Origin of the sequence: uncultured Hymenobacter sp. (assembly GCF_964243305.1) — a bacterium.
Lineage (GTDB): Bacteria > Bacteroidota > Bacteroidia > Cytophagales > Hymenobacteraceae > Hymenobacter.
Window position 1 is genome coordinate 1 of record NZ_CAXTEF010000017.1, and the last position, 21,091, is coordinate 21,091.

The following is a 21,091-nucleotide window of genomic DNA, read 5'->3' on the forward strand; positions in this document are numbered from 1 at the left end:
TAAAGTAACCTATGCTACCCTAAACCGCCTCCACCACGGCGGCGGGGCGCGCCGGCTGGGGGTGGGGGGGTAGGGACCGCGCCGGGCGGGGGACGTATCTTGCACTGACCTAACCGCGTAGCTATAACATGCAACCCGTCCAAACCAAAGCCGAAGTTATTGCCCGCTTGCAGGCGCAGCGCGAGCAGCTACGGGCGCTGGGCGTAGCGCAGTTGGGGCTATTTGGCTCGTTCGTGCGCGATGAAGCGGGGCCTAGCAGCGACGTGGATATACTAGTAGATTTCTCGGAGGGCCGTAAGACGTTTCGCGGGTTCTTTGAGGTAGTTGATTTTCTTGAAGACTTGCTGGGCCGGCCAGTGGAAGTACTGACCAGGCCAGGGCTGTCGAAGTACATCGGGCCTCATATTTTAAGTACGACGGAATATGTCTTCCCCGCTGCCGCTTGAGCGGCTGATGCACATTCGCGACGAAGTTTTATTTCTGCAACGGTGCCGGACCAGGCTGCCAGATATGGTGGCGTTGGTAGCCGATGAAGTGATGAGTCGTGCTATCGTCAAAAGCATTGAGATTATCGGCGAGGCAACCAAGAACTTGCCGACGGAGTGGCGGGAGGCCTACCCGCAGGTTCAGTGGCGTAACATCGCCCGAATGCGGGATAAGCTGACGCACCACTACTTCGACACCGACTTTGAATTCGTGTGGATAGTGCTGCAAGAGCAAATTGACCCGCTGGGCGAAACGATAGCGAGGATGCTGGAAGAACTGCCGAGAAATTCGTCGCAGTAAGGAATGTAGTTACGCCGTATGCGTAGAAACTCCTACTACCCTGAACCGCCCCAACCACGGCGGCGGGGCGTGCCGGCTGGGGGCGTTGGCCGGGGGCGAGGGGGTAGGAACCGCGCCGGGTGGGGTTAGAACTTGTGCTACTTATTGATGCGCTGGTACAGGGTTGCCATTCTGGTGATATGCGCCAACACGGGTGCGGCCCAATCGGGCACCAAACCAATTTACGTTGGCAGGCTACCGGGTAGAAAATCGGCTACTTGGCGCGCCTCGGTGCCGGTATTGTCATAAAGCTGTATGCGGTCAAAAACCCGGTAGTGCTGCTTGAGGAGCGACAATCCATTGGCATACCGCTGCTGAATCAAGGCCGCTGGCACATCGTGGCCGCCTTCTAAGACGCGCTGAGCCACGCGCTTTTGACACACCGCTACTGATTCCAGGCCTACATAGCGCAGTTCAAGGCGGTACCCCGCTTTTTTCAGTGCGGCGAACAGGCTGTAATCCCGTTCGCTCGCCGCGTTTGTTTCAATTATAAATGAAGCCTGCTGACGTATCTATTCTTCCAATTGCTGTCGCATCACCGCCTCTACTTCCGTTACGGCTAAGCCTTGCTGATAGAGGCTATCCCCATTCAAGCGCGGCACTTTAACCGCTTCGTATTGATAGAGTGAGGTTTTGTCCGCACCGTTGGGACCAGCCAGCACATAGACCGTGGGTACGGAAGCGCTCATTGCAGACTCTATTCTGCTAAGACTTCCACGCGACCGGTAGTCGGCCACTCCTGCACCAGACGACCTTGTGCGTCTCGGTACGTCAAAGACGAGTTGGCGGCCTTAGCGCGAGTCCGCACAAACTCACGAAATCCCTGCTTGAACTCCGGGGACGCTACGCGCTCGGCCATGTTAGCGAGGTTGGTGAGTTGCTGGGCAACAAGCGTTGCTTCTGAAGGTAAGATGCGAGACATAGGTACAATGCGAGGCCGGACAGCAAGATAACGCAGGCCGCGGCTTAAGTGGTGAAGGCCGCGAAATTCGGTGTTCCGCAAACAACTCGGTTATCCAGACTCAGGATGCCCTACTAAAGCTTTCGCTACCCTCACCGCCTCCACCCCAGCCGCTGGGCGCGCCGGCTGGGGGCCATAAGGCCGCAGCACGCTACCGGGCGCGCTGCAGCGCCCGGCGTTCCAGGCGCTGACGATACTTGCGGCCTAGCTCGAAGTGGCGGGGGCGGAGCGACTGACGCAGGTCGGCCGGCAGGGGCTGGCCGTTGCGGTAGGCGAGGCTCAGCGCCTGGCAATGCGCCTTGGTGTACGGGGCATTGTGAATAAGCATGTACGCCAAGCCGGCGCCCATCAGGCCCAAGCCCAGGGCCACGGAGCCGCTGGATGGGGACGTGGTTTGCGGCGCGACGGGATTGTTGGGCAAGTCAGTGTTCGTGGCGCCGGTCAGGATGCGAGCTACGGGCAGCACGCCGACCAGGGGCCAGGCACCCGCCCCCCGCCGGCTCATGAACAGGCCCTGCACGGCGTCAAGCGTGTCGGTGCGGGCGTCGGCCAGCAGCTGAGTTGGCGTAGGAACTGGGGCGCTTGCCGGGGCGCTGGGGGCGGAAGCAGCCGCCGGCGAGCCGGGAGCCGGGGCACTGGAGATTATTTCCTTGGCCAGCAGCGGGTTTTCTTCGAGAGGGCTGCCGTGGACAGGAGCAAAGTTGCCCCGCAAGCGCCGCGCTACGCTGGCCGGCAAGTGGCCGGTGGCCGCTAGCTCGCGGAGTACGTACCGCTCCCGGCCGGGGCGGAACTGAATGCGCTTATTCAGCCCAATCAGCAGAAAGGCCGAGCCGGCTACCACGCCGGGCGTCCACACCCCGGCGCTCGTGCTTTGCTGGGCCGGCAAGATGGAGGCCAGGTTGCCAGCAGCCCCCAGAGCCAGCCAGCCGGCCCCACCTCCGCGCCGGCTCCGAAACAACTCGTGGATGGCGCGGGCCGTGTCGGCGCGGGTCAGCGGGCGGGGAGTGGTGGGGGCCGCCACTGCTGGCGCGGGCATGGCAGTGGGTGGTGTTTGCGCGTTGACGGTAGTAATGATTGCTGGCAACAGCGAGAAAGCGCAGAGCAGCAGGCGAAATGGAAGGAGCACGTTGGTGACTAGAGTGAATATGGTTTGAGGACGCTGGCTTGGCAACCGAGCAAAGGCCAACGGCGCGTAGGAGCGTAAGGAAATTTTATTCAAACAAAGCAAATATAGCCGGCTTAAGCCGCTGCTCCGCCGGCCCGCTTGAGCCAATTGCGGGCGGGCACTCAACAGCTCTGTTTTAACTCTCGAAATTGTCTGAAGCTCCGAGCCTGGACCATTAGCGTCGCTTTCAACCGTCATTCATTCGAGCGTTTGCTTTTCAAACTTAGCCCGAGGGGGTAGGGGTTATACCCGCGAATACGCACTTATCGAATACCGCCTTCTTAGCGCGCCGCAATAGATACCTCCGCGGCCGGCAAGGCCGGCAAGCCTTCGGCGCTCACGCGAAGCATAATCTTGCCTACTTCCTGGCCGGACTTGATAACGACCAGGCAGCGACCCTGCCAGGCGTCGCGCGCGGGGCGCTGGTAGCTTTCGGTGCTCAGCGGATTAGCGTTGCCGACCCCGACGATGGTGCCCGGACCGCTCAGCTCGAAGCGCAGGGGATTGGTGGCCTTGGGATGGCGGATGCCCTGACCATCGAGCAGCTCGACGGTGACGTAGCTCAGGTCCTGGCCGTCGGCTCGCAGGGTGCTCCGGTCAGGGGTCAGCCGGAGCTGGGTGGGAGCCGCGACAGAGCGCAGCTCGGCGGTACCGGCTTGTTTAGCGCCATTGTAGCCCACGGCCCGGAGCGTGCCGGGCTGGTAAGGCACTGCCCAGCTGGCCTGGTACTTCGTAGCGCGCGAGGTGGGCCTGCTGCCTAGGGAAGTGCCATTCAGCAGCAATTCCACTCGCTCGCATGAGGAATACACCTGCACTTCCAGGGACTGGTTTTCCTGGCCCGGCCAGGTCCAGTCGGCCAGTACGTCGTGCCATTCCCACTTGCTCCACTCCTGCTTGGCGGGGTTGAGCGGGAAGGAGGGGGTAGGCGGCTTGACGAACACCGACACCTGGTTGGGCAGCCAGAGCGCGTCGCGGTAATACGACTGGGGACGCTTCCAGCCGCAGATGTCGAAGTCGCCGCAGAAGGCCAGGTTCCAGGGATAGAAATTTGGGTCCTGCCAGTAGCCGCGCCAGCCGATGCTGGCCTCACCGAGGTAGTCGATGGCCGTCCAGACGAAGTCGCCGAGCACGTAGGGGTGGTCCACGACGTCCATCCAGCTGCCGAAGGCTTCGAGCGGGTAGGACTCGGCGCCGTACAGCACGCGCTGGGGCCGGCGGGCGTGGTCCTGGGCGTAGATGGCCGCCTGGTGGTGGTCGCCGCCGGCGGCGTAGTTGTAGCCGGCTACGTCGAGCGTGGCGAAGTACGGGTCTTTGTCGGGGTTCAACCCATTGACGGCCGAGGTGATGGGCCGGGTAGGGTCGAGCTGGCGGATATAGTCGCCCAGGGCGCGGGCCGTGGCCACGCCGACGGGCTTGCCGCGCTCGGGAATCTCGTTGCCGATACTCCACAGGATGACGCAGGGGTGGTTGCGGTCGCGCCGCACCATGCTGGCCACATCGCGCTGCCACCACTGGTCGAAGTAAAGGTGGTAGTCGTAGGGGTTTTTGGCCTCGCGCCACATGTCGAACGCTTCGTCGATGACCAGCATTCCGAGCCGGTCGCAGGCGGCGAGCAGGGCCGGCGCGGGCGGGTTGTGGGCGCAGCGAATGGCGTTGTAGCCGCTGGCTTTGAGCAATTCGATTTTGCGCTCCTCGGCGCGGTCGTAGGACCGGGCGCCCAGCGGACCATTATCGTGGTGAATGCAGCCGCCCTTGAGCTTCAGGACCTGGCCATTCAGCTGAAAGCCGCGCTGGGCATCAAACGAAATGGTGCGGATGCCGAAGGGCGTTGCCACGCGGTCGAGCAGGCGCCCGTGCTGCCGCACTTCTGTCACGGCCGTGTACAGGCTGGGCCGCTCAACCGACCAGCGTTCGGGAGCACTTACGCTGAGACGCTGCACGATATCAGCTTTCGCACCCGCCCCCAGCGTCTGCTTCGACTCGGTGCGGGCCACTTCCCTACCCCCCGAATTCAGGAGGCGGGTCATCAAGGTCAGCGCGGCGGCCTGGGCGGTTTCGTTCTGCACCGTGGTAGTGGCGCTGACCTGCGCCGCGGTGGCCGTGACCACCGGCGTAGTGAGATAGGTGCCCCACGGCGCCACGTGCACCGGCGCCCGCGTGCTGAGCCACACGTGCCGGTAGATGCCGGAGCCGGAATACCAGCGGCTGTTCAGGCCTTCGTTGCGGACCTGCACGGCCACGACATTGGCGGCTCCGTCCGCTTTGAGCTTGTCGGTCACGTCGTACCAGAAGCTGGTGTAGCCGTGGGGGTGGCTGCCCAGCCGCTGGCCGTTAAGCCACACCTCGGCGTTCATGTACACGCCCTCGAAGAGCAGCTGCACGCGCTGGCCGGGCGGGCCGGTGGGCAGCGTAAAGGTTTTGCGGTACCAGCCGGTGCCGCCGGTAGTGAAGCCGCCGCTCACCTGGCTGATGGCGCCGGGACTGAACGGGGAGCTAGTGCCGGGCAGGTCCTCGATGCTCCAGTCGTGGGGCAGCGCCACGGGGCGCCACGCCGCGTCGTCGAACTCCGGCCGCTCGGCGCCCGGCGCCGCGCCGCGGTAGAAGCGCCAGCCGGCATCGAACAAGGCCGGGCCGCCCGGCGCCGGTTGGGCCTGCACCACCGTAAGGCAGAGCAGGAAGCCGAATAGGACGAGCAGTTTTTCCATGTTTTGCCAACTAAATACGCTTATTCCGGCCGGTAAGCGGCGCGGCGAAAGCAACGCCGGGCAGCAAGCGGCCCCCTGAGCACTTCGCTTCCCCGAAGGGGGGTAGGGAAGGCCGGGCCAAGGTAAGCAGCTGCCTTACTTCGGGCCCGGCCGCTAGTGAGCCAAGAGCTGAAGATAATTGCTCAGTAGCTCGCAGGCTAAGCCTAGGTGCTTTTGAAGCAGCTTCTAATGCTACAGATGAATCTGCCTGCCGAATCAAACTCAATCCGGCCAGACATACTACAAATACTTAACTAAGCGGCGGCGAACCTTGGCTGGTAGTTGGTGGTGCGCCTGATAGGCGGCAATAATCCGGGCTTCGCGCCGGGGGCCATAGGCAACAAGCTGCTGAATCCCTACCCCCATAATTGGGGCGGCAAGCACCCCATAGACCAGAACGTAGTCGGCAAAGCTGAAGCGCAAAAGCCCGCCGCTCGAACAGCCGATGCAGCCGTAGCCGCCACCGCCCGAGCTGCCGGAAGACGACCCTTCGGCGGCGGCCGAAATACCGGCCGCTATTAAATCAGCCCCAATAGCTCCTAGCACAATAAAGCCTCCCACGCGGGCTCGCTTGGCAAACAGGCGGTGGATAGCCTGCACGGTGTCGGCCGCCGTGCGGGGGGTAGGCGCAGAAACGGGCGCCGCCACCGCTGGTGCGGCAGCTGGGGTTTGGGCGGCGGCCGTGCCGGTCAGCAGCAGGCAAAACAGCAAACAGAACACGAGTGAAGTATAGATATTTTTCATGGGGCGAAGTACCGGCCTTATGCCTCGGCCACCAAATGAGCCCGCGCCCGGCAAATATCCTTTGCCAGCCGCCCAAAACAGTGAGTTTTACGGCTTGAAATGCTCCAGATAGCATTTCCAAAAAAGCGGCGGCAGCTTTCTGATATCCTATAAACCAACATTTATTTTCCTATCCTTGCCCCATGTCTGTTTTCCAAACCTACTTCCTGCTGGGTTTTCACCACATCATGAGCTGGCGGGCCACGGACCATCTGGCGTTTCTGCTGGCTTTGTGCGCGCCCTACGTCCTGGCCGACTGGCGCCGGGTGGGCGCCCTGGCGACGAGCTTCACGGTGGGGCACTCGCTCACGCTGGCGCTGGCCACGCTCGGGCAACTGAGTTTCCCTGCGGCTCTGATTGAGGCCCTGATTCCCGTCACGGTGATGCTGACGGCTCTGTTCAACCTTGCCCGCGCCGGCAAGCCCTGGGCCCGGCACCTTGGCGGCCAAGGGGGGGGTAGGGAATGGCCGGGGGCAGCGTATGCGCTGGCCGCCGCGTTCGGGCTGGTTCACGGACTGGGCTTCGCTAACTACCTGCGGGCGCTGCTGGGCGCCGGGCGCCGGCCGGTGGTGGAGCTGCTGGCCTTTAATGTAGGCGTTGAGCTGGGGCAATTGCTGGTAGTGGGCTTGATTCTGGCTCTGGCGCTGGGGCTACTGCGCGGGCTGGGCGTGGCCCACCGCGACTGGGTGCTGACCTGCTCCGGCGCGGCGCTGGGCATCGCCCTGCTGCTGCTAATGCAATTAATTACGGCCTGAGTGCCAGAATTTAACCGGGCTTACGAGCCCGGTGCTTATCTTCGCCGTCCTACGGCTTTCGTTTTAATTTTCCTTTGTCCGATGCGCTTTCCCTACCCCCTGCTGCCCCTGGCCAGCCTGCTGCTGGCGCTGCTGCCCGCCGGGCTGCGCGCCCAAACCACCAATTCGGGCACCGACAAGTTCGCGCAGCTCGACCACCTGCTGCCTACGCCCAACACCTACCGCACCGCCAGCGGCGCGCCCGGCCCGCAGTACTGGCAGCAGCGCGCCGACTACAACATCAAGGTGCGCCTCGACGACACGAAGCAAGCCGTTACCGGCTCCGAAACCATCACCTACACCAACCTTTCGCCCGACGTGCTGCCCTACGTGTGGGTGCAGCTCGACCAGAACATTCTGGATAAAAACTCCATCACCACGGCCACGGAAGTAGCCGCCATTCAAAATAACCGCCTCTCGTTTCAGGGCCTCGATAATATCGCGCGCCAGGATTTCGACGGGGGCTTTAAAATAGAAAGTGTGACCGGCGCGGGCGGCAAAAAACTGCCCTACGTGATTAATCACACCATGATGCGGGTTGATTTGCCTACCCCCCTGCGGCCCAGGCAAGCCACCGTACTGAATATTAGCTGGCATTATAATATCAACGACCAGTTGCGCATCAGTGAGCGTAGCGGTTACGAGTTCTTCCCCGAAGACAAGAATTATCTCTACGAGATAGCGCAGTTTTATCCGCGCATGGCCGTCTATTCCGATAATCAGGGCTGGCAGCACAAGCAGTTTCTGGGCAACGGCGAATTCACCCTGCCGTTTGGCGATTACCGCGTCAGCATCACCGCGCCGGCCGACCACGTGGTGGGCGCTACGGGCACCTTGCAGAACGCGGCGCAGGTGCTCAGCAGCGCCCAGCAAAAGCGCCTTCAACAGGCCAAAACGGCCAAAAAGCCGGTGCTGATTGTCTCGCAGGACGAAGCCGTGCGCAACGAGAGCAGCCGCGCCACCGGCACCAAAACCTGGACCTACGCCGCCAAAAACGTGCGCGACTTTGCCTGGTGCAGCTCGCGCAAATTCATCTGGGATGCGATGCAGATTACGCAGGCCGGCAAGCCGGTGCTGTGCATGTCATATTACCCCAAGGAAGGCAATCCGCTGTGGGGAAAATATTCGACCGAAGTAGTGGCGCACACCATTAAAACCTATTCCAAATACACCATTCCGTATGCATATCCGGTCGCTATTTCGGTGCACGGCCCGGTGGGCGGCATGGAATACCCGATGATTTGCTTTAATGGCGGCCGGCCCGAGAAAGACGGCACGTATTCGGCCGACCGGAAATACGGAATGATATCGGTTATTATCCACGAAGTGGGCCACAACTTCTTTCCGATGATAATTAACTCGGACGAGCGGCAGTGGACGTGGATGGACGAGGGCCTAAACTCGTTCGTGCAGTTTCTGACCGAGCAGGAGTGGCAGCGCGACTACCCCTCGCGGCGCGGCGAGCCCAAGAACATCGTGGCCTACATGAGCACTGATAAGAGCCTGCAAACGCCGATTATGATGAATTCGGAATCAGTGCTGCAATTCGGCAACAATGCCTACGGCAAGCCCGCCACGGCCCTCAATGTGCTGCGCGAGACGGTGATGGGCCGGGAGTTATTCGACTTTGCCTTCAAAACCTACGCCCAGCGCTGGGCCTACAAGCACCCTGAGCCGGCCGACTTTTTCCGCACGATGGAAGACGCCTCGGCCGTGGATTTGGACTGGTTCTGGCGCGGCTGGTTCTACACCATCGACCGCACCGATTTGAGTATTGACAACGTGAAATACTACGGCGTTAATACCAAGAATCCGGGGGTGGAAAACAAGCTTTTGCGCCAGGAAAAAGAAACCGCACCAAAAACCATTACGCAATTGCGCAATCTGGAAGATATCAAGCAGACCGTGGTGGATGTCAAGCCGGAGCTGAAGGATTTTTACAACAACTACGACCCATTGGCGGTGAGCGAAACCGATAAGCAGAAGTATTTCGCTTATTTGAAAACGCTGACGCCCTCGCAGCAGCAGAAATTAAGCGACAACCTGAATTTTTATGAGATAAGCCTGCGCAACGTGGGCGGCCTAGTGATGCCGGTCATTATTCAGATGACTTACGACGACGGCACGCAGGAAGTGGTAAATATCCCGGCCGAAATCTGGCGCAAGAACAACGAGCAGGTCACCAAGATTATCACCACGCCCAAGCAGGTGGTGGCCTTCCAGCTCGACCCTTACTTGCAAACCGCCGACACGGACCTGAGCAACAACTCCTTCCCGCGCCAGCCGGTGGCCTCGCGCTTCGAGTTGTTTCAGCAGCAGCAGGCGGCCGGCACCAACCCGCTGCGCGAGTCGCAGACGCAGGCCCAGCAGACACCGGCCCCAAGCCCGCTCCAGCAGAAAGAGCAGAAGCCAGTGAGCCCGGCGGGGAATCGATAGGACAGCTGGCTGGCTTTGACGCCAGCGCCAGGAGAGGGGGTAGGAAATTGCGCGGCGCTCAGTTAGAGCTTCGCGCAATTCCCTACCCCCTCTCCGCTTGTTAACCTTGCCCCAGCCTGATTGGCGGCCTAGTGCCGGCGCTTGGTGAAGTCGCCGTACATCACCCAATCCTCCCAGCGCTTGCGGTATTTCATGACCCGACCGCGCAGGTATTTTTCCATCATCAGGCCGGCGGCGGGGGCGGCAGCGGTGCCACCAAAGCCGCCGTTCTCGATGAACACGGCGATGGCAATCTTGGGGTCGTTGGCGGGGGCGAAGGCGGCAAACGTGGAGTGGTCTTCGCCGTGGGCGTTCTGCACGGTGCCGGTTTTGCCGGCCACCGAGATGCCGTACTGCGCGAGCGAGGCAAACTCGGCGGTGCCACCGCGGCCGTCCACCACCTGCTGCATCCCCGGAATGATGTACTTGAAGAGGCTGGTATCGACGGCCGTGTAGCGCCGCTGCTGAAACTCGGGTCGCGGGCCGCCGTTGCCGATGCCCTTCACGAAATGGGGCGTGTAGAAGTAGCCGTGGTTGGCGATGGTAGCCATCAGATTGGCCATTTGCAGGCCGGTGATGCCGATTTCGCCCTGCCCGATGCTGAGCGAGTACACGGTTTTGAAGTTCCAGCGCCGGCCCTTGAGCAGCTTGTCGTAGAAGTCGGGGGAGGGAATCAGGCCCCGCTTTTCGTGGCCCAGGTCTACGCCCAGCTTTTCGCCGAGGCCGAACGACTTCACCATTTTCTGCCACTGCCCCAGGCCCAGGCGCGCATCCTCGAAGCGGTTGCTGGACTGCCCGCGCACCACCGTGGCGCGCATCACCTGGTAGAAGTAGGGGTTGCAGCTCTGCTTGATGGCGATATCCACATTTTTGGGGTATTCGTGGCGGTGGGTGCAGCGCACGAGCCGCTGGTTGCAGGGAAAGCCGGTCTGGGGCGTCACGACACCCATCTGCATGGCCACCAGTTCATTGACCAGCTTAAAAACCGAGCCGGGCGGAAACGTGGCCATCAGCGGGCGGTTAAAAAGCGGCAAATCCGGGTTTTGCAGTAAGCTCATGTAGCGGTTGCCCATGCCCTTGCCCGTGAGCATGGCCGGCGCAAAGTGCGGGGCCGAGACGAAACATAAGATTTCGCCGGTTTTGGGGTCCAGGGCCACTATCCAGCCGCGGCGCCCGGCCATGAGCTTCTCGCCGTAGGCCTGCAAGTCGGAGTCGATGCTCAGGTGCAGGTCCTGCCCGGCCACCGAGAGCGTATCGAATTCGCCGTTGCGGAAGCGGCCCTTCTCGATGCCGCGCACGTTCACCATGCGGAACTGCACGCCGCGGCGGCCCATCAGGGTTTTCTCGTAAAACGACTCCAGGCCCGCGATACCCACGTTTTCGCCCGGCTGGTACTTGGCGTATTTCGGGTTTTCGAGCAGCGCCGGCGTAATAGCGCCCACGTAGCCGAGCGCGTGGGCTAGATTCTCAGTGCGATACGACCGCGCCATGCGCACCTGCGGGTGGAAGCCGGGAAAGTCAATCAGGTTGTCCTCGATGGCGGCCAGCTCGGGCGTGCTCAGGTTTTGCAGCAGGGGCGAGGGTTTGTTGCGCGAGTACTTTTTGGCGGCGCGCAGACTGGCGCGCAGCTCCGCGATGGGCATTTGGAGCAGCGCGCAGAGGCGGGCCGAATCGAGCTGCTTCACTTCGCGGGGTACCACCATGAGGTCATAGACCGGCGTATTCTCCACCAGTAACTGGCTCTTGCGGTCATACATCTGCCCCCGGTACGGCACCTGCACCAAGCGCTGCAAGGTGTTGCGGTCGGCGGCCAGCTTGTAGGTGCCATCGAGCACCTGCATGTAGAACAAGCGCCCCAGAAACAGCAGCCCGACGGACAGAAAGATGGCCTGGATAACGTATTTGCGGCCTTCCAGATACTGCATAACGCGCAAAGGTACGGCGCGGCCGGGGCGGGTGGCAGCGGCGGACCAACTGCGTTCAAACTAATCCATCACGCGACAACGTATCTCCAAGTAGCCAGGCTTTTTCGAGCGAGCGACAAGGATAAAAAATACTTAAATATTTAATGATTTATTTTGATTATCATTTTGCGCAAAGTAATATTGTATAGTCAGAATTACTAATTATTAGCTGCTGCCCTTCGCATTGAGGCGGCTGGTGGTTCCTTCTCAGCTTCGTTTTGCCTCTCGAATTACTTCTCTCATGATTTTCTCTCTGTCTCTCAAGCATCTAACCAGAATTCTTGCTTTGCTGCTAGTCGGCTTGGCGTTGCCGGTCAGGGCTACCGACTACTACGTTTCCAGCACCGGCAATAACGATAATGCTGGCACAACAGCAGGCAGCGCATGGCGTAGCATCAACAAAGCCAACGAGTCTACTTTTCTCAGCGGTGACCGACTCCTGTTTGAGGGTGGCCAGAGATTCGCTGGCACTATCTGGCTGACAGCGGCCGACGGCGGCGTAGCCAGCGCCCCGCTTGTTATCAGCTCTTACGGCACGGGCCGGGCGACCATTGACGGTGGGGCCGGCAAAGGCTTATTGCTCACCGGCGCGACGGGCGTCCAAATCAGCGCGCTAAACTTCGTGGGACTGGGCCGCAAAACCGGCAATCAGGGCGGCCAGGGCATTCTCATAACCGATGCGACTAGCATCACGATAGACCAAGTAGAAGCCAGCGGCTTTCAGCGCGCGGGCGTCGAGTTCCACAACTGCACCAATGTGCGCCTGACCAACGTCTACGCGCATGACAACGGTTTTGCGGGCATTGCGGGCCTGGCCTCGACCAATGTCTATATTGGCTACTGTCGGGCGATCAACAACCCCGGCGACCCAACCGTCACTACCAATCACAGCGGCAATGGCATTCTGTTCTCGGGCCGCGAAGCCACGATTGAGTACTGCGAAGCCGCCTACAACGGCTACGATATGCAACAAGTGAATGATAATGGCCCCGTGGGCATCTGGTGCTACGAGGCCGACCAGGTAATCATTCAGCACTGCATCTCGCATAACAATCAAAGCCCGAAGTATGACGGTGGAGGATTCGACTTTGACAGCGGCGTCACCAACTCGGTAATGCAGTACAACTACGCTTACGAGAATAAATGCTATGGCTTTGTGACCTGGCAGCATGATGCCGCCACCTCCTGGTCGAACAATGTAATCCGCTACAACATTAGCATTAATAATGCTGGTCCTGGTCTCATAGTGGGAGCCGTCGGCGGCGGCGCAACCAACAATTGCGAGGTATATAATAATATATTCTACAGTGATGCTCACCCGGCTGTGGCACAGTACAGCCGGGATGGAGTCAACAACTTCAACTTTCGCAACAACGTATTCATCGGCATAAGCTCGCACAGCCTGGTAGCCACTACGAGTGGCCTTACTTATCAGGCGAATAACTACTGGTTTATCGATGGCGGCTTTAATATAGGCGGGTATGAAAGCCTAGCGGCCTGGGCAGCGGCCACGGACCAGGAAAAGCGTAACGGCAGCCTCGTAGGCCTCAACGCCGACCCGCAGCTACGCGACCCCACCAACTACGAGAAGCTTACGGACCCTACCAGGCTGACTACTCTCACCGCCTTTTTGGTATCTGCCAACTCGGCGATTGTCGACAAGGGCCTGGACCTTCGGACCCTATTCGGCTTCGACCCCGGCCGCCGTGACTTTTACGGCAATGCTATTGCGGCCGGCCAAGGCTTCGACATCGGTGTCCAGGAAGTGGTTGACCTTGGCCCGCTGCCTACCCCCAGCACCTGCACCGGCACGGGCGGCCTGCTGCGCGAGCAGTGGAACAACATCTCGGGCAGCAGCGTCAGCAGCCTTCCGCTCACGCTGGCCCCGAGCAGCAGCGGCCCGCTCCCGCAGTTTGAAGCTGTGACGAGCACCGACTTCAACTACGGCGCCCGCTTGCGCGGCTACGTCTGCCCACCGCAGAGCGGCGCCTACATCTTTTCCATTGCGGGCGACGACGAGGCAGAGTTGTGGCTGAGCACCGATGAGTTGCCCACCAACAAGGTACGCTTGGCTTCCTCCACCGGCTGGACCTCCGGGCCCCACGACTACACGCGCTACGCCAGCCAGCAGTCGGCCGCTGTCAATCTGGTGGCAGGTAAGCGCTACTATATCGAGGCCCTGCACAAGCAAAGCTGGGGACCAGGCTACGTATCCGTGACTTGGCGCCTGCCCGATGGCAGGCGTGAGGAACCCATTGCCGGCACTCATCTCTCGCCCCTCATCGAGCCTACCCGGCCCGCGGTCATCACGGCCACCACCCCCCAGGCGGACGCTGCTACCAGCCTGAGTGCTTATCCCAACCCGTTCAGCCGGCAGGCTTCGGTGCAGTTCCACCTTGGCGCAACCGGACCAGCTACGCTGAGCCTCTACGACGTGCGCGGGCAGCTCGTGCGCCAGCTTTTCAGCGGCCATAGTGCGGCCGGCACCGTACAGCGCCTTACCCTTCAGGGCCAGGGCCTGCGCCAGGGCCTCTACGTGCTGCGACTGGTTACGGACCAGCAGGTACTTATTCAGCGCGTCGCTGTCGGTCAGCCCTAGCAGTGTCACACCACAATAGGGAAAAGAGGCGCTTTGAAGGATAGGGAGCTGAGAGTGGGGCGAAGCAGCGCATTCCTACCCCCATCTACATAGCCAATATGAGTTTGGAAAGAGCATTGCTGCCCTTTCCCTACCCCCTGCCCCGGCGCACAGGAAAGAACAGCAGCTGCACAATCAGCAAGGCCAGCGAGGTAAACACCCAGCTCAAGGCCACCTTGGCCAGCGTGAGGCCGAAGTAGCGGAAGCTGCCTAGCTCCAGCACGAAAAACGCCCCGTGGTGCACCAGCACCAGCAACCCCAGATACACCCCGAACCACTGCCAGCCCATCTGGTGCACGTTCACCGAGTCCTGGGCGTCGTAGCCGTCGCGGGGCGTGAGCAGGCGCAAGACCCAGGGCCGCAGAAACGCCAGCAGCACGGCCGCCGCCGCGTGCAGCCCACCGGTATCGTAGAAGATGTCCATTGTCAGGCCCAGGCCAAAGCCCAGCAGCAGCTGCACCACGATGGGCGTGGCCAAGGGCAAAAACAATAGAAACCCCAAATACAGAAAGCACCAGCCGCGCTCAAACAGCACGAGCCGGCTTACCAGCAGCACGTGCACCAGCACGTACACGGCGTAGCGTACCAACTGAATCAGCAGCTGCCTCATGGGCGGCGCACCTCCTCCCTGGCAGCCACGGGGCGCACGCCGGCCCGCGCCTCCACCGTGTCGCGCTCGGCCTGCCGCCGCGGCGTGACCACGTACACGTAGGTCAGGTTGGTGAAGTCGGCGGCCAGCCGCACCCGCACGGTCCAGAAGTTCTTGTCCGGCTCTTTCACGAAGTAGTCCACTTGGCCGATGAAAACGCCGGCCGGATAGATGGCATTGTAGCCCGACGTAACCACCGAGTCGCCGAGCACGAGCCGGTTCTGGCGCGGAATATAGTCCAGCAGCACGTGGGTGGGGTCGTCGCCGGGCCAGCGCACCGTGCCGAAGGTGCCGTCGCGTTGCAGCTTGGCCGAAACGGCGCTTTTGGAGTGCAAGAGCGAGGTGACGGTGGCGAAGTGCTCGGTCGCGGCCTTCACTCGTCCCACCACGCCGGCGCCGGCCAGCACGCCCAGGCCGGGGCGCACGCCATCCGCAGTGCCCACATTCAGGGTCAGGTAGTTATCTACCTGCCGCAGCGACTGGCTGATAACCCGCGCCGGAATCAGCGGAAACTCGGCGTCGCGGGCGGGCAGCAGCTGCCCGCCGAGCCAGAGCGAATCGGGGTGGGTAGGGATGGTGCGGGCGCGGACTGCCCCGGTGCTGTCCGCCAACTTCCCTACCCCCCTGTTCCGGCGGAACACGACGCGGCCGAGCGTGTCGCGGCCTACGGGCAGCGAGTCGGCCGCGCGGCCGCTCAGGTCGGGCGGGTAGAGCTGCTGGCGCAGGGCGGCATTCTCGCGCAGCAGTTGCTGGTTGAGGGCCGCCAGCCGGAAGTAGTCGGCTACCTGCGTGCGCCGGGCCAGTACCGCCCCGGCGTAGGCATTGGCCGAATTGAAAAACGCCGCCCGCTGATACGAGCTGTTAGTGACCAGCAAGCCAATACTCAGCACCTCCAGCAACCCAAACACCAGCGCGCCCCGAAAGTGGAACAGAAAGGCGAACAGGTTTCTCATGGCCTATCTGTCATGCTGAGCCTGCGAAGCATCTTCTCGCCGCCGAACGACGCAGTAATTAATGATTAGTGCTTGTTCTCAGGTGATAAGATGCTTCGCAGGCTCAGCATGACCACATTTTAAGTTAGCAAAACTCCCTTGAACGCCTGAATGTCCTTAATCGCCTTGCCCGTGCCGCGCACCACGGCTCGCAAGGGGTCTTCGGCGATGTGGATGGGGAGCTTGGTTTTGGCGGCCAGGCGCTTATCGAGGCCGCGCAGCAGGGCGCCGCCGCCGGTAAGGTGAATGCCGTTTTCATAAATATCGGCCGACAGCTCCGGCGGGCTGATTTCCAGTGCTTTAAGCACAGCCTCCTCGATTTTGGCCACCGACTTATCCAGAGCAATGGCGATTTCGGAGAACGTGACCCGAATCACCTTCGGGATGCCCGTCATCAAGTCGCGGCCCCGCACCTCGTGGTCGGGCGGCACCACGTCCAGCTCCGTCAGCGCGGCGCCGACTTCAATCTTGATGCGCTCGGCCGAGCGCTCGCCGATGAGCAGGTTGTGCTGCCGGCGCATATAATCCAGAATGTCCTGGTTGAACACGTCGCCGGCCGTTTTGATGCTTTGGTCGCACACAATGCCCGAAAGGGCAATAACCGCGATTTCGGTGGTACCGCCGCCGATGTCGATTATCATTGAGCCCACCGGCTGCTCCACATCGATACCGATGCCAATGGCGGCGGCCATCGGCTCCTGAATCATCCAGACTTCCTTGGCCCCGGCGTGCTCGGCCGAGTCGCGCACGGCACGCTTCTCGACTTCGGTGATGCCCGACGGGATGCAGATGACCATGCGGTGCGAGGGCTGAAACAGCCGGTTGCGCGTGTCAATCATCTTAATCATACCCTTAATCATCTCCTCGGCGGCGTGGAAGTCGGCAATCACGCCGTCTTTCAGGGGCCGAATGGTGCGGATGTTGTCGTGGGTCTTCTCGTGCATCTGCTGGGCCTGGCGGCCTACGGCGATGACCTTGTTGGTGGTGCGGTCTTTGGCAATGATGCTGGGCTCATCGACTACGATTTTATCGTTGTGGATAATCAGCGTATTGGCCGTGCCGAGGTCGATGGCAATGTCGCTGGTGAGAAAATTGAAGAAGCCCATGCGGGTGATAATGAGATAGAAAGCTAACAGTAGCGGTTGCTACGGGAGGACAAAGGTACGCCAGTAGTGCGCAGTACTTCGGCCTATTTTGGCGCGGGGCCGAACCCGGTAGGGCGCGGGCCCCGTGCCTGCTTGCTGCGCTCAGTTACGGCTGCAATGCTGCGGCTACGGCCCGCTGCGCATGAATTTGAGTGGTATCGAAGAGCGGCACGGCGGCGTCCTCGGGCTTCACCAGCAACGTAATTTCGGTGCAGCCCAGGATGATGCCTTCAACTCCCTGCTCCACGAGGCCGTGCATGATGCGGCGGTATTCCGCGCGGGAAGCGCTCCTAATCACGCCTTGGCATAGCTCGTCGTAAATTACCTGATTGACGAGGGCGCGGTCGGCCTCGTCGGGTACCACCACGGTCAGCCCTTGGTCGCGCAGCCGGCCCCGGTAAAAGTCCTGCTCTATCGTGTAGCGGGTGCCCAGCAATCCAACCTTGCGCACGCCCGCGTCCCGAATCTGGGTCGCAGTGGCGTCGGCTATGTGCAGGAAGGGCAAACGCACGCTCTGCTCAATGGCTGGCGCCAGCTTGTGCATGGTGTTGGTGCAAAGCACGAGCAGGTCAGCGCCTCCCCGCTCCAGACGCTGCGCGCAACGCACCATTTCGTCGGCCGCCGCATCCCATTGCCCGGCCTGCTGCCACTGCTCTATTTCGTGAAAGTCCACGCTGTAAAGCAGAATTCTGGCCGAGTGCTGCCCGCCCAGCGTTTGCCGCACCAACTGGTTGATGAGGCGATAGTATTCGGCAGTGGATTCCCAACTCATCCCGCCAATCAGACCAATCGTTTTCATGGGCAGCAAAGGTTAGTGCTTGAAATGCCGTACGCCCGTCAGCACCATCGCCAGGCCACGGGCGTCGCAGGCGGCGATGCTGTCGGCATCCTTGATGGAGCCGCCGGGCTGCACCACCGCCCGGATGCCGGCCTCGGCGGCAATTTCTACGCAGTCGGGAAAAGGAAAAAAGGCGTCGGAGGCCATCACCGCCCCCCGCAAATCAAAGCCGAAGCTGCGGGCCTTCTCGATGGCCTGGCGCAGCGCATCGACCCGCGAAGTCTGCCCGACGCCCGAGGCCAGCAGCTGACCGGCCCGCGCCAGCACAATAGTATTGCTTTTAGTGTGCTTGCAGATTTTGCCGGCAAAAACCAGCGCCTCGGTTTCCTCGGGCGTCGGCGCCGACTGCGTGACGACGCGAAAGTCGGCGGCCGTTTCAGTTTGCCGGTCGGCGTCCTGCTCGATGAAGCCGTTAAGCAGGGTTTTTATTTGCCGGGCCGGAAACTCGACTGGCTTCTGGCGCAGCAGGATGCGGTTTTTCTTGCTTTGCAGCACTGGCAGCGCGTCCTCGGCGAAGTCCGGCGCAATGAGCACCTCGAAAAACAGCTTGTTCAGCTCCTCGGCCGTGGCCGCGTCCACCGGCTGATTGACGATGATAACGCCCCCAAAAGCCGACACCGGGTCACAGGCCAGCGCATTGGCGTAGGCCTCGGCCAGCGTAGCGGCCTGAGCCACGCCGCAAGCGTTGGTGTGCTTGAGAATGGCGCAGGCTGGCGGCCCGTCCGCAAACTCGGCCATCAGCATCACGGCCGCGTCCACATCCACCAGGTTGTTGTAGCTAAGCTGCTTGCCGTGGAGCTGGTCGAAGAGCGCGCTCAGGTCGCCGTGAAACGAACCGCTTTGGTGCGGGTTTTCGCCGTAGCGCAGTGGAGTGACGGGGGCGGCGGGCTGGGTGCCGGGCGCTGGTCCAACCTGCTGCCCACTTGATTCCCTACCCCCCCCTTCCCGCCCAACCCCTTGGCTGACGTATTTGAAAATCTCCGTGTCGTAGTGGCTGGTGGTGGCGAAAGCCGCGGCGGCGTAGTGGCGGCGGTCCTCCAAATCAGTGGCGCCGGCTTTTTGGGTGAGCAGCTCGGTGACGGCCTCGTACTGGTCGCGGGAGCTGACCACGAGCACGTCGCGGTAATTCTTGGCCGCCGCGCGCAGCAAGGCAATACCGCCGATGTCGATTTTTTCAATCACCTCGGCTTCCGGGGCACCGCTGGCCACGGTTTCCTCAAACGGGTACAAGTCCACCACCACCAAATCAATGGGCGGAATGCCGTGGCGCTCAGCTTCGGCCAGGTCGGCGGCTTCGTGGCGGCGGTGCAGGATGCCACCGAACACCTTGGGGTGCAGCGTCTTGACGCGCCCACCAAACACCTCCGGGAAGCCCGTCAGCTCTTCGACGGCCGTCACATCGGCGCCCATTTCCCGCAGAAACTGCTGGGTGCCGCCCGTGCTGTAGAGCTGCACGCCCTGGGCTTGCAGCACCCGCACCAGCGGCGCGAGGCGGTCTTTGTGGTAGACGGAGAGCAGCGCGGCGCGAACGGGGCGGGACGACATGGTTAAAACCAGAATGAAGTGGACGGAATAAGGGGGCAAAGGTAGGGGGCTCATCCGGGCTGCGGGCACAGGAACCGGGCTTTCCTTAAACATTCGGCGCCTAGCCTTCCCTACCCCCTCTTGGCTGGCTGAAGTGCCATCCGGCTCATCAGGCGGCTCATTCAGCCGGCGCGGGCGCCGCCGGCAAACTCATGGGTTGTCTTCGTTGTATAGTATTTTAATGAATACTAGCTCCCTGGCCCGTGCCCTGCCCGATTTTGTTGCCATCGCCGCGCCCGCGGCCCCTCACCTGACGCTGACTTTCCCTGAAAACCCAGTTGCGGCGCCCGTAGTCGCGGCCCCGCTCACGCCCGCCCTACCCCCCCCGCCGCCAGCGAGGCCCACCGGCCGGGTTTCTACTCCGGAGGCTGCCGTGGCCACCGCCGAGAAGCTGACTCCGCACCTGGCCGCCCAGGCCGCGCAGACCGACGTGGTGGGGGCATTTCCGACCCAGGAGTTCAGTTGGCTGCGCGAGGCTGGCCTGCTCACGGCCACGCTACCGGCCGCGCTGGGCGGGGCCGGCCTGCACGCGCCCGCCGCCACGGCGCCGCTCTTGCAGCTGCTGCGCCACATCGGGCGCGGCAACCTGGCCGTGGGCCGCGTGCTCGAAGGCCACCTCAATGCCCTGCTGCTGGTGCAGCTGTTCGGGCAGCCCGCGCAGCGCGTCGCCTACGCGGCCGATGCCCGTGCCGGCCACCTGTTTGGGGTTTGGAACACCGAGAACCCGGCCGACGGCGTGAAGCTGGAGCCGCTGCCCGGCGGCCGATACCGCCTGCGCGGCGCCAAGACGTTTGCCTCCGGCGCCGGCCACCTCACCCGGCCTTTGATCACCGGGATGCTGCCCGACAAGAAAAGCTGGCAGCTGTTTGTGCTGCCCGCCGACGCGCAGCCGCCGACGCTCGACCGCTCGTTCTGGCGCCCGCTCGGAATGCGCGCCACGGCCAGCTTTAAAGCTGATTTGACGGGGCTGGAAATCGACGCCTCCGACCTGATTGGGCAGCCCAACGACTACTACCGCCAGCCTTGGTTCAGTGGCGGCGCCATCCGGTTTGCGGCCGTGCAGCTGGGCGGCGCCGAAGCCGTATTCAACGAAACCCGTAGCTTTTTGCGCAGCCTGGACCGCACCGACGACCCCTATCAGCGCCAGCGCCTGGGCGAAATGGCCCTGCTCATCGAGAGCGGCGGCCAGTGGCTGCGCGCCGCCGCCGAGCACGCCGCCCGCCCCACCGCCCTGAGCCAGCCCGAGCCCACCGTGGCCTACGCCAACCTGGTGCGCACGGCCATCGAAGATGTGTGCCTGCGCACGTTGCAGCTGGCCGAGCGCAGCGTGGGCGCCCGCGGCCTGCTCCAGCCCCTGCCCTTCGAGCGCCTGCACCGCGACCTGACCCACTACCTGCGCCAGCCCGCCCCCGACGGCGCCCAGGCCGACGCCGGCCGCTACGTGCTCAGCCACGACCAGCCCGCACACCTGCTGTGGAATGCGCAGGCTTGATGAGATTAAGAGTGAATACTTATCAGTTAGGAGTCAAACTGG

16 protein-coding genes are annotated in these 21,091 nt (G+C 62.1%); 6 read left to right on the forward strand and 10 right to left on the reverse strand.

Annotation, left to right across the window (positions count from 1 at the left end):
- Window positions 1–128 precede the first annotated feature (128 nt).
- Together ACFE70_RS11310 and ACFE70_RS11315 are read left to right on the forward strand one after the other, a co-directional pair.
- Entirely contained in the window at window positions 129–446 is a 318-nt protein-coding gene (locus ACFE70_RS11310; RefSeq protein ID WP_375417851.1) for a nucleotidyltransferase family protein, read from the forward strand.
- Window positions 424–786: a DUF86 domain-containing protein gene (locus tag ACFE70_RS11315; RefSeq protein ID WP_375417852.1), complete on the forward strand. Its 363-nt coding sequence runs from the start codon at window positions 424–426 to the stop codon at window positions 784–786. The genes ACFE70_RS11310 and ACFE70_RS11315 overlap by 23 nt, the downstream gene beginning before the upstream one ends.
- Window positions 787–1,337: 551 nt before the next feature.
- Here ACFE70_RS11315 and ACFE70_RS11320 read toward each other — a convergent pair.
- The 4 genes from ACFE70_RS11320 to ACFE70_RS11335 form a co-directional block, all read right to left on the reverse strand.
- Window positions 1,338–1,514, reverse strand: coding sequence for a hypothetical protein (locus ACFE70_RS11320; protein ID WP_375417853.1), 177 nt, complete (start codon window positions 1,512–1,514; stop codon window positions 1,338–1,340).
- Between the two features lie 423 nt (window positions 1,515–1,937).
- A complete protein-coding gene (locus ACFE70_RS11325; protein WP_375417854.1) occupies window positions 1,938–2,912 on the reverse strand; it encodes a hypothetical protein in 975 nt (324 codons plus the stop codon).
- Between the two features lie 320 nt (window positions 2,913–3,232).
- Entirely contained in the window at window positions 3,233–5,656 is a 2,424-nt protein-coding gene (locus tag ACFE70_RS11330) for a glycoside hydrolase family 2 TIM barrel-domain containing protein (protein WP_375417855.1), read from the reverse strand.
- A 279-nt stretch (window positions 5,657–5,935) separates the two neighbouring features.
- Entirely contained in the window at window positions 5,936–6,439 is a 504-nt protein-coding gene (locus ACFE70_RS11335; RefSeq protein WP_375417856.1) for a hypothetical protein, read from the reverse strand.
- Window positions 6,440–6,621: 182 nt separating this feature from the next.
- Here ACFE70_RS11335 and ACFE70_RS11340 point away from each other — a divergent pair, with 182 nt between their 5' ends.
- Both ACFE70_RS11340 and ACFE70_RS11345 read left to right on the forward strand, forming a co-directional pair.
- Window positions 6,622–7,233: a HupE/UreJ family protein gene (locus tag ACFE70_RS11340; RefSeq protein WP_375417857.1), complete on the forward strand. Its 612-nt coding sequence runs from the start codon at window positions 6,622–6,624 to the stop codon at window positions 7,231–7,233.
- An 81-nt stretch (window positions 7,234–7,314) separates the two neighbouring features.
- Complete coding sequence (locus ACFE70_RS11345; RefSeq protein ID WP_375417858.1) at window positions 7,315–9,708, forward strand: M1 family metallopeptidase; 2,394 nt, start codon at window positions 7,315–7,317, stop codon at window positions 9,706–9,708.
- Window positions 9,709–9,836: 128 nt separating this feature from the next.
- Here ACFE70_RS11345 and mrdA read toward each other — a convergent pair whose 3' ends face one another.
- Window positions 9,837–11,672: a penicillin-binding protein 2 gene (mrdA, locus tag ACFE70_RS11350; RefSeq protein WP_375417859.1), complete on the reverse strand. Its 1,836-nt coding sequence runs from the start codon at window positions 11,670–11,672 to the stop codon at window positions 9,837–9,839.
- 280 nt (window positions 11,673–11,952) lie between these two features.
- On the opposite strand from mrdA, the gene ACFE70_RS11355 reads away from it, so the two are divergent.
- Window positions 11,953–14,310, forward strand: a complete 2,358-nt coding sequence (locus tag ACFE70_RS11355) for a right-handed parallel beta-helix repeat-containing protein (RefSeq protein WP_375417860.1) — start codon at window positions 11,953–11,955, stop codon at window positions 14,308–14,310.
- Window positions 14,311–14,440: 130 nt separating this feature from the next.
- Here the strand turns inward: ACFE70_RS11355 and ACFE70_RS11360 are convergent, their stop codons facing one another.
- From ACFE70_RS11360 to purH, 5 genes are all read right to left on the reverse strand, one after another.
- A complete protein-coding gene (locus tag ACFE70_RS11360; RefSeq protein ID WP_375417861.1) occupies window positions 14,441–14,959 on the reverse strand; it encodes a hypothetical protein in 519 nt (172 codons plus the stop codon).
- Entirely contained in the window at window positions 14,956–15,951 is a 996-nt protein-coding gene (gene mreC / locus ACFE70_RS11365) for a rod shape-determining protein MreC (RefSeq protein WP_375417862.1), read from the reverse strand. The genes ACFE70_RS11360 and mreC overlap by 4 nt, the downstream gene beginning before the upstream one ends.
- 119 nt (window positions 15,952–16,070) lie before the next feature.
- Complete coding sequence (locus tag ACFE70_RS11370; protein WP_375417863.1) at window positions 16,071–17,096, reverse strand: rod shape-determining protein; 1,026 nt, start codon at window positions 17,094–17,096, stop codon at window positions 16,071–16,073.
- A gap of 145 nt (window positions 17,097–17,241) precedes the next feature.
- Entirely contained in the window at window positions 17,242–17,934 is a 693-nt protein-coding gene (locus ACFE70_RS11375) for an aspartate/glutamate racemase family protein (protein ID WP_375417864.1), read from the reverse strand.
- A 12-nt stretch (window positions 17,935–17,946) separates the two neighbouring features.
- On the reverse strand, window positions 17,947–19,518 hold the full coding sequence (purH, locus tag ACFE70_RS11380; protein WP_375417865.1) for a bifunctional phosphoribosylaminoimidazolecarboxamide formyltransferase/IMP cyclohydrolase: 1,572 nt from the start codon (window positions 19,516–19,518) through the stop codon (window positions 17,947–17,949).
- Window positions 19,519–19,738: 220 nt separating this feature from the next.
- On the opposite strand from purH, the gene ACFE70_RS11385 reads away from it, so the two are divergent.
- On the forward strand, window positions 19,739–21,049 hold the full coding sequence (locus ACFE70_RS11385; protein ID WP_375417866.1) for an acyl-CoA dehydrogenase family protein: 1,311 nt from the start codon (window positions 19,739–19,741) through the stop codon (window positions 21,047–21,049).
- Window positions 21,050–21,091 lie beyond the last annotated feature (42 nt).

Coding starts and splice junctions, on each gene's coding strand:
- ACFE70_RS11335 (WP_375417856.1), bottom strand. CDS start 6,439: ATGAAAAATATCTATACTTCACTCGTGTTCTGTTTGCTGTTTTGCCTG.
- ACFE70_RS11330 (WP_375417855.1), bottom strand. CDS start 5,656: ATGGAAAAACTGCTCGTCCTATTCGGCTTCCTGCTCTGCCTTACGGTG.
- ACFE70_RS11360 (WP_375417861.1), bottom strand. CDS start 14,959: ATGAGGCAGCTGCTGATTCAGTTGGTACGCTACGCCGTGTACGTGCTG.
- ACFE70_RS11385 (WP_375417866.1), top strand. CDS start 19,739: ATGAATACTAGCTCCCTGGCCCGTGCCCTGCCCGATTTTGTTGCCATC.
- ACFE70_RS11315 (WP_375417852.1), top strand. CDS start 424: ATGTCTTCCCCGCTGCCGCTTGAGCGGCTGATGCACATTCGCGACGAA.
- ACFE70_RS11355 (WP_375417860.1), top strand. CDS start 11,953: ATGATTTTCTCTCTGTCTCTCAAGCATCTAACCAGAATTCTTGCTTTG.
- mreC (WP_375417862.1), bottom strand. CDS start 15,951: ATGAGAAACCTGTTCGCCTTTCTGTTCCACTTTCGGGGCGCGCTGGTG.
- ACFE70_RS11320 (WP_375417853.1), bottom strand. CDS start 1,514: ATGAGCGCTTCCGTACCCACGGTCTATGTGCTGGCTGGTCCCAACGGT.
- ACFE70_RS11345 (WP_375417858.1), top strand. CDS start 7,315: ATGCGCTTTCCCTACCCCCTGCTGCCCCTGGCCAGCCTGCTGCTGGCG.
- ACFE70_RS11375 (WP_375417864.1), bottom strand. CDS start 17,934: ATGAAAACGATTGGTCTGATTGGCGGGATGAGTTGGGAATCCACTGCC.
- ACFE70_RS11370 (WP_375417863.1), bottom strand. CDS start 17,096: ATGGGCTTCTTCAATTTTCTCACCAGCGACATTGCCATCGACCTCGGC.
- ACFE70_RS11310 (WP_375417851.1), top strand. CDS start 129: ATGCAACCCGTCCAAACCAAAGCCGAAGTTATTGCCCGCTTGCAGGCG.
- ACFE70_RS11340 (WP_375417857.1), top strand. CDS start 6,622: ATGTCTGTTTTCCAAACCTACTTCCTGCTGGGTTTTCACCACATCATG.
- purH (WP_375417865.1), bottom strand. CDS start 19,518: ATGTCGTCCCGCCCCGTTCGCGCCGCGCTGCTCTCCGTCTACCACAAA.
- mrdA (WP_375417859.1), bottom strand. CDS start 11,672: ATGCAGTATCTGGAAGGCCGCAAATACGTTATCCAGGCCATCTTTCTG.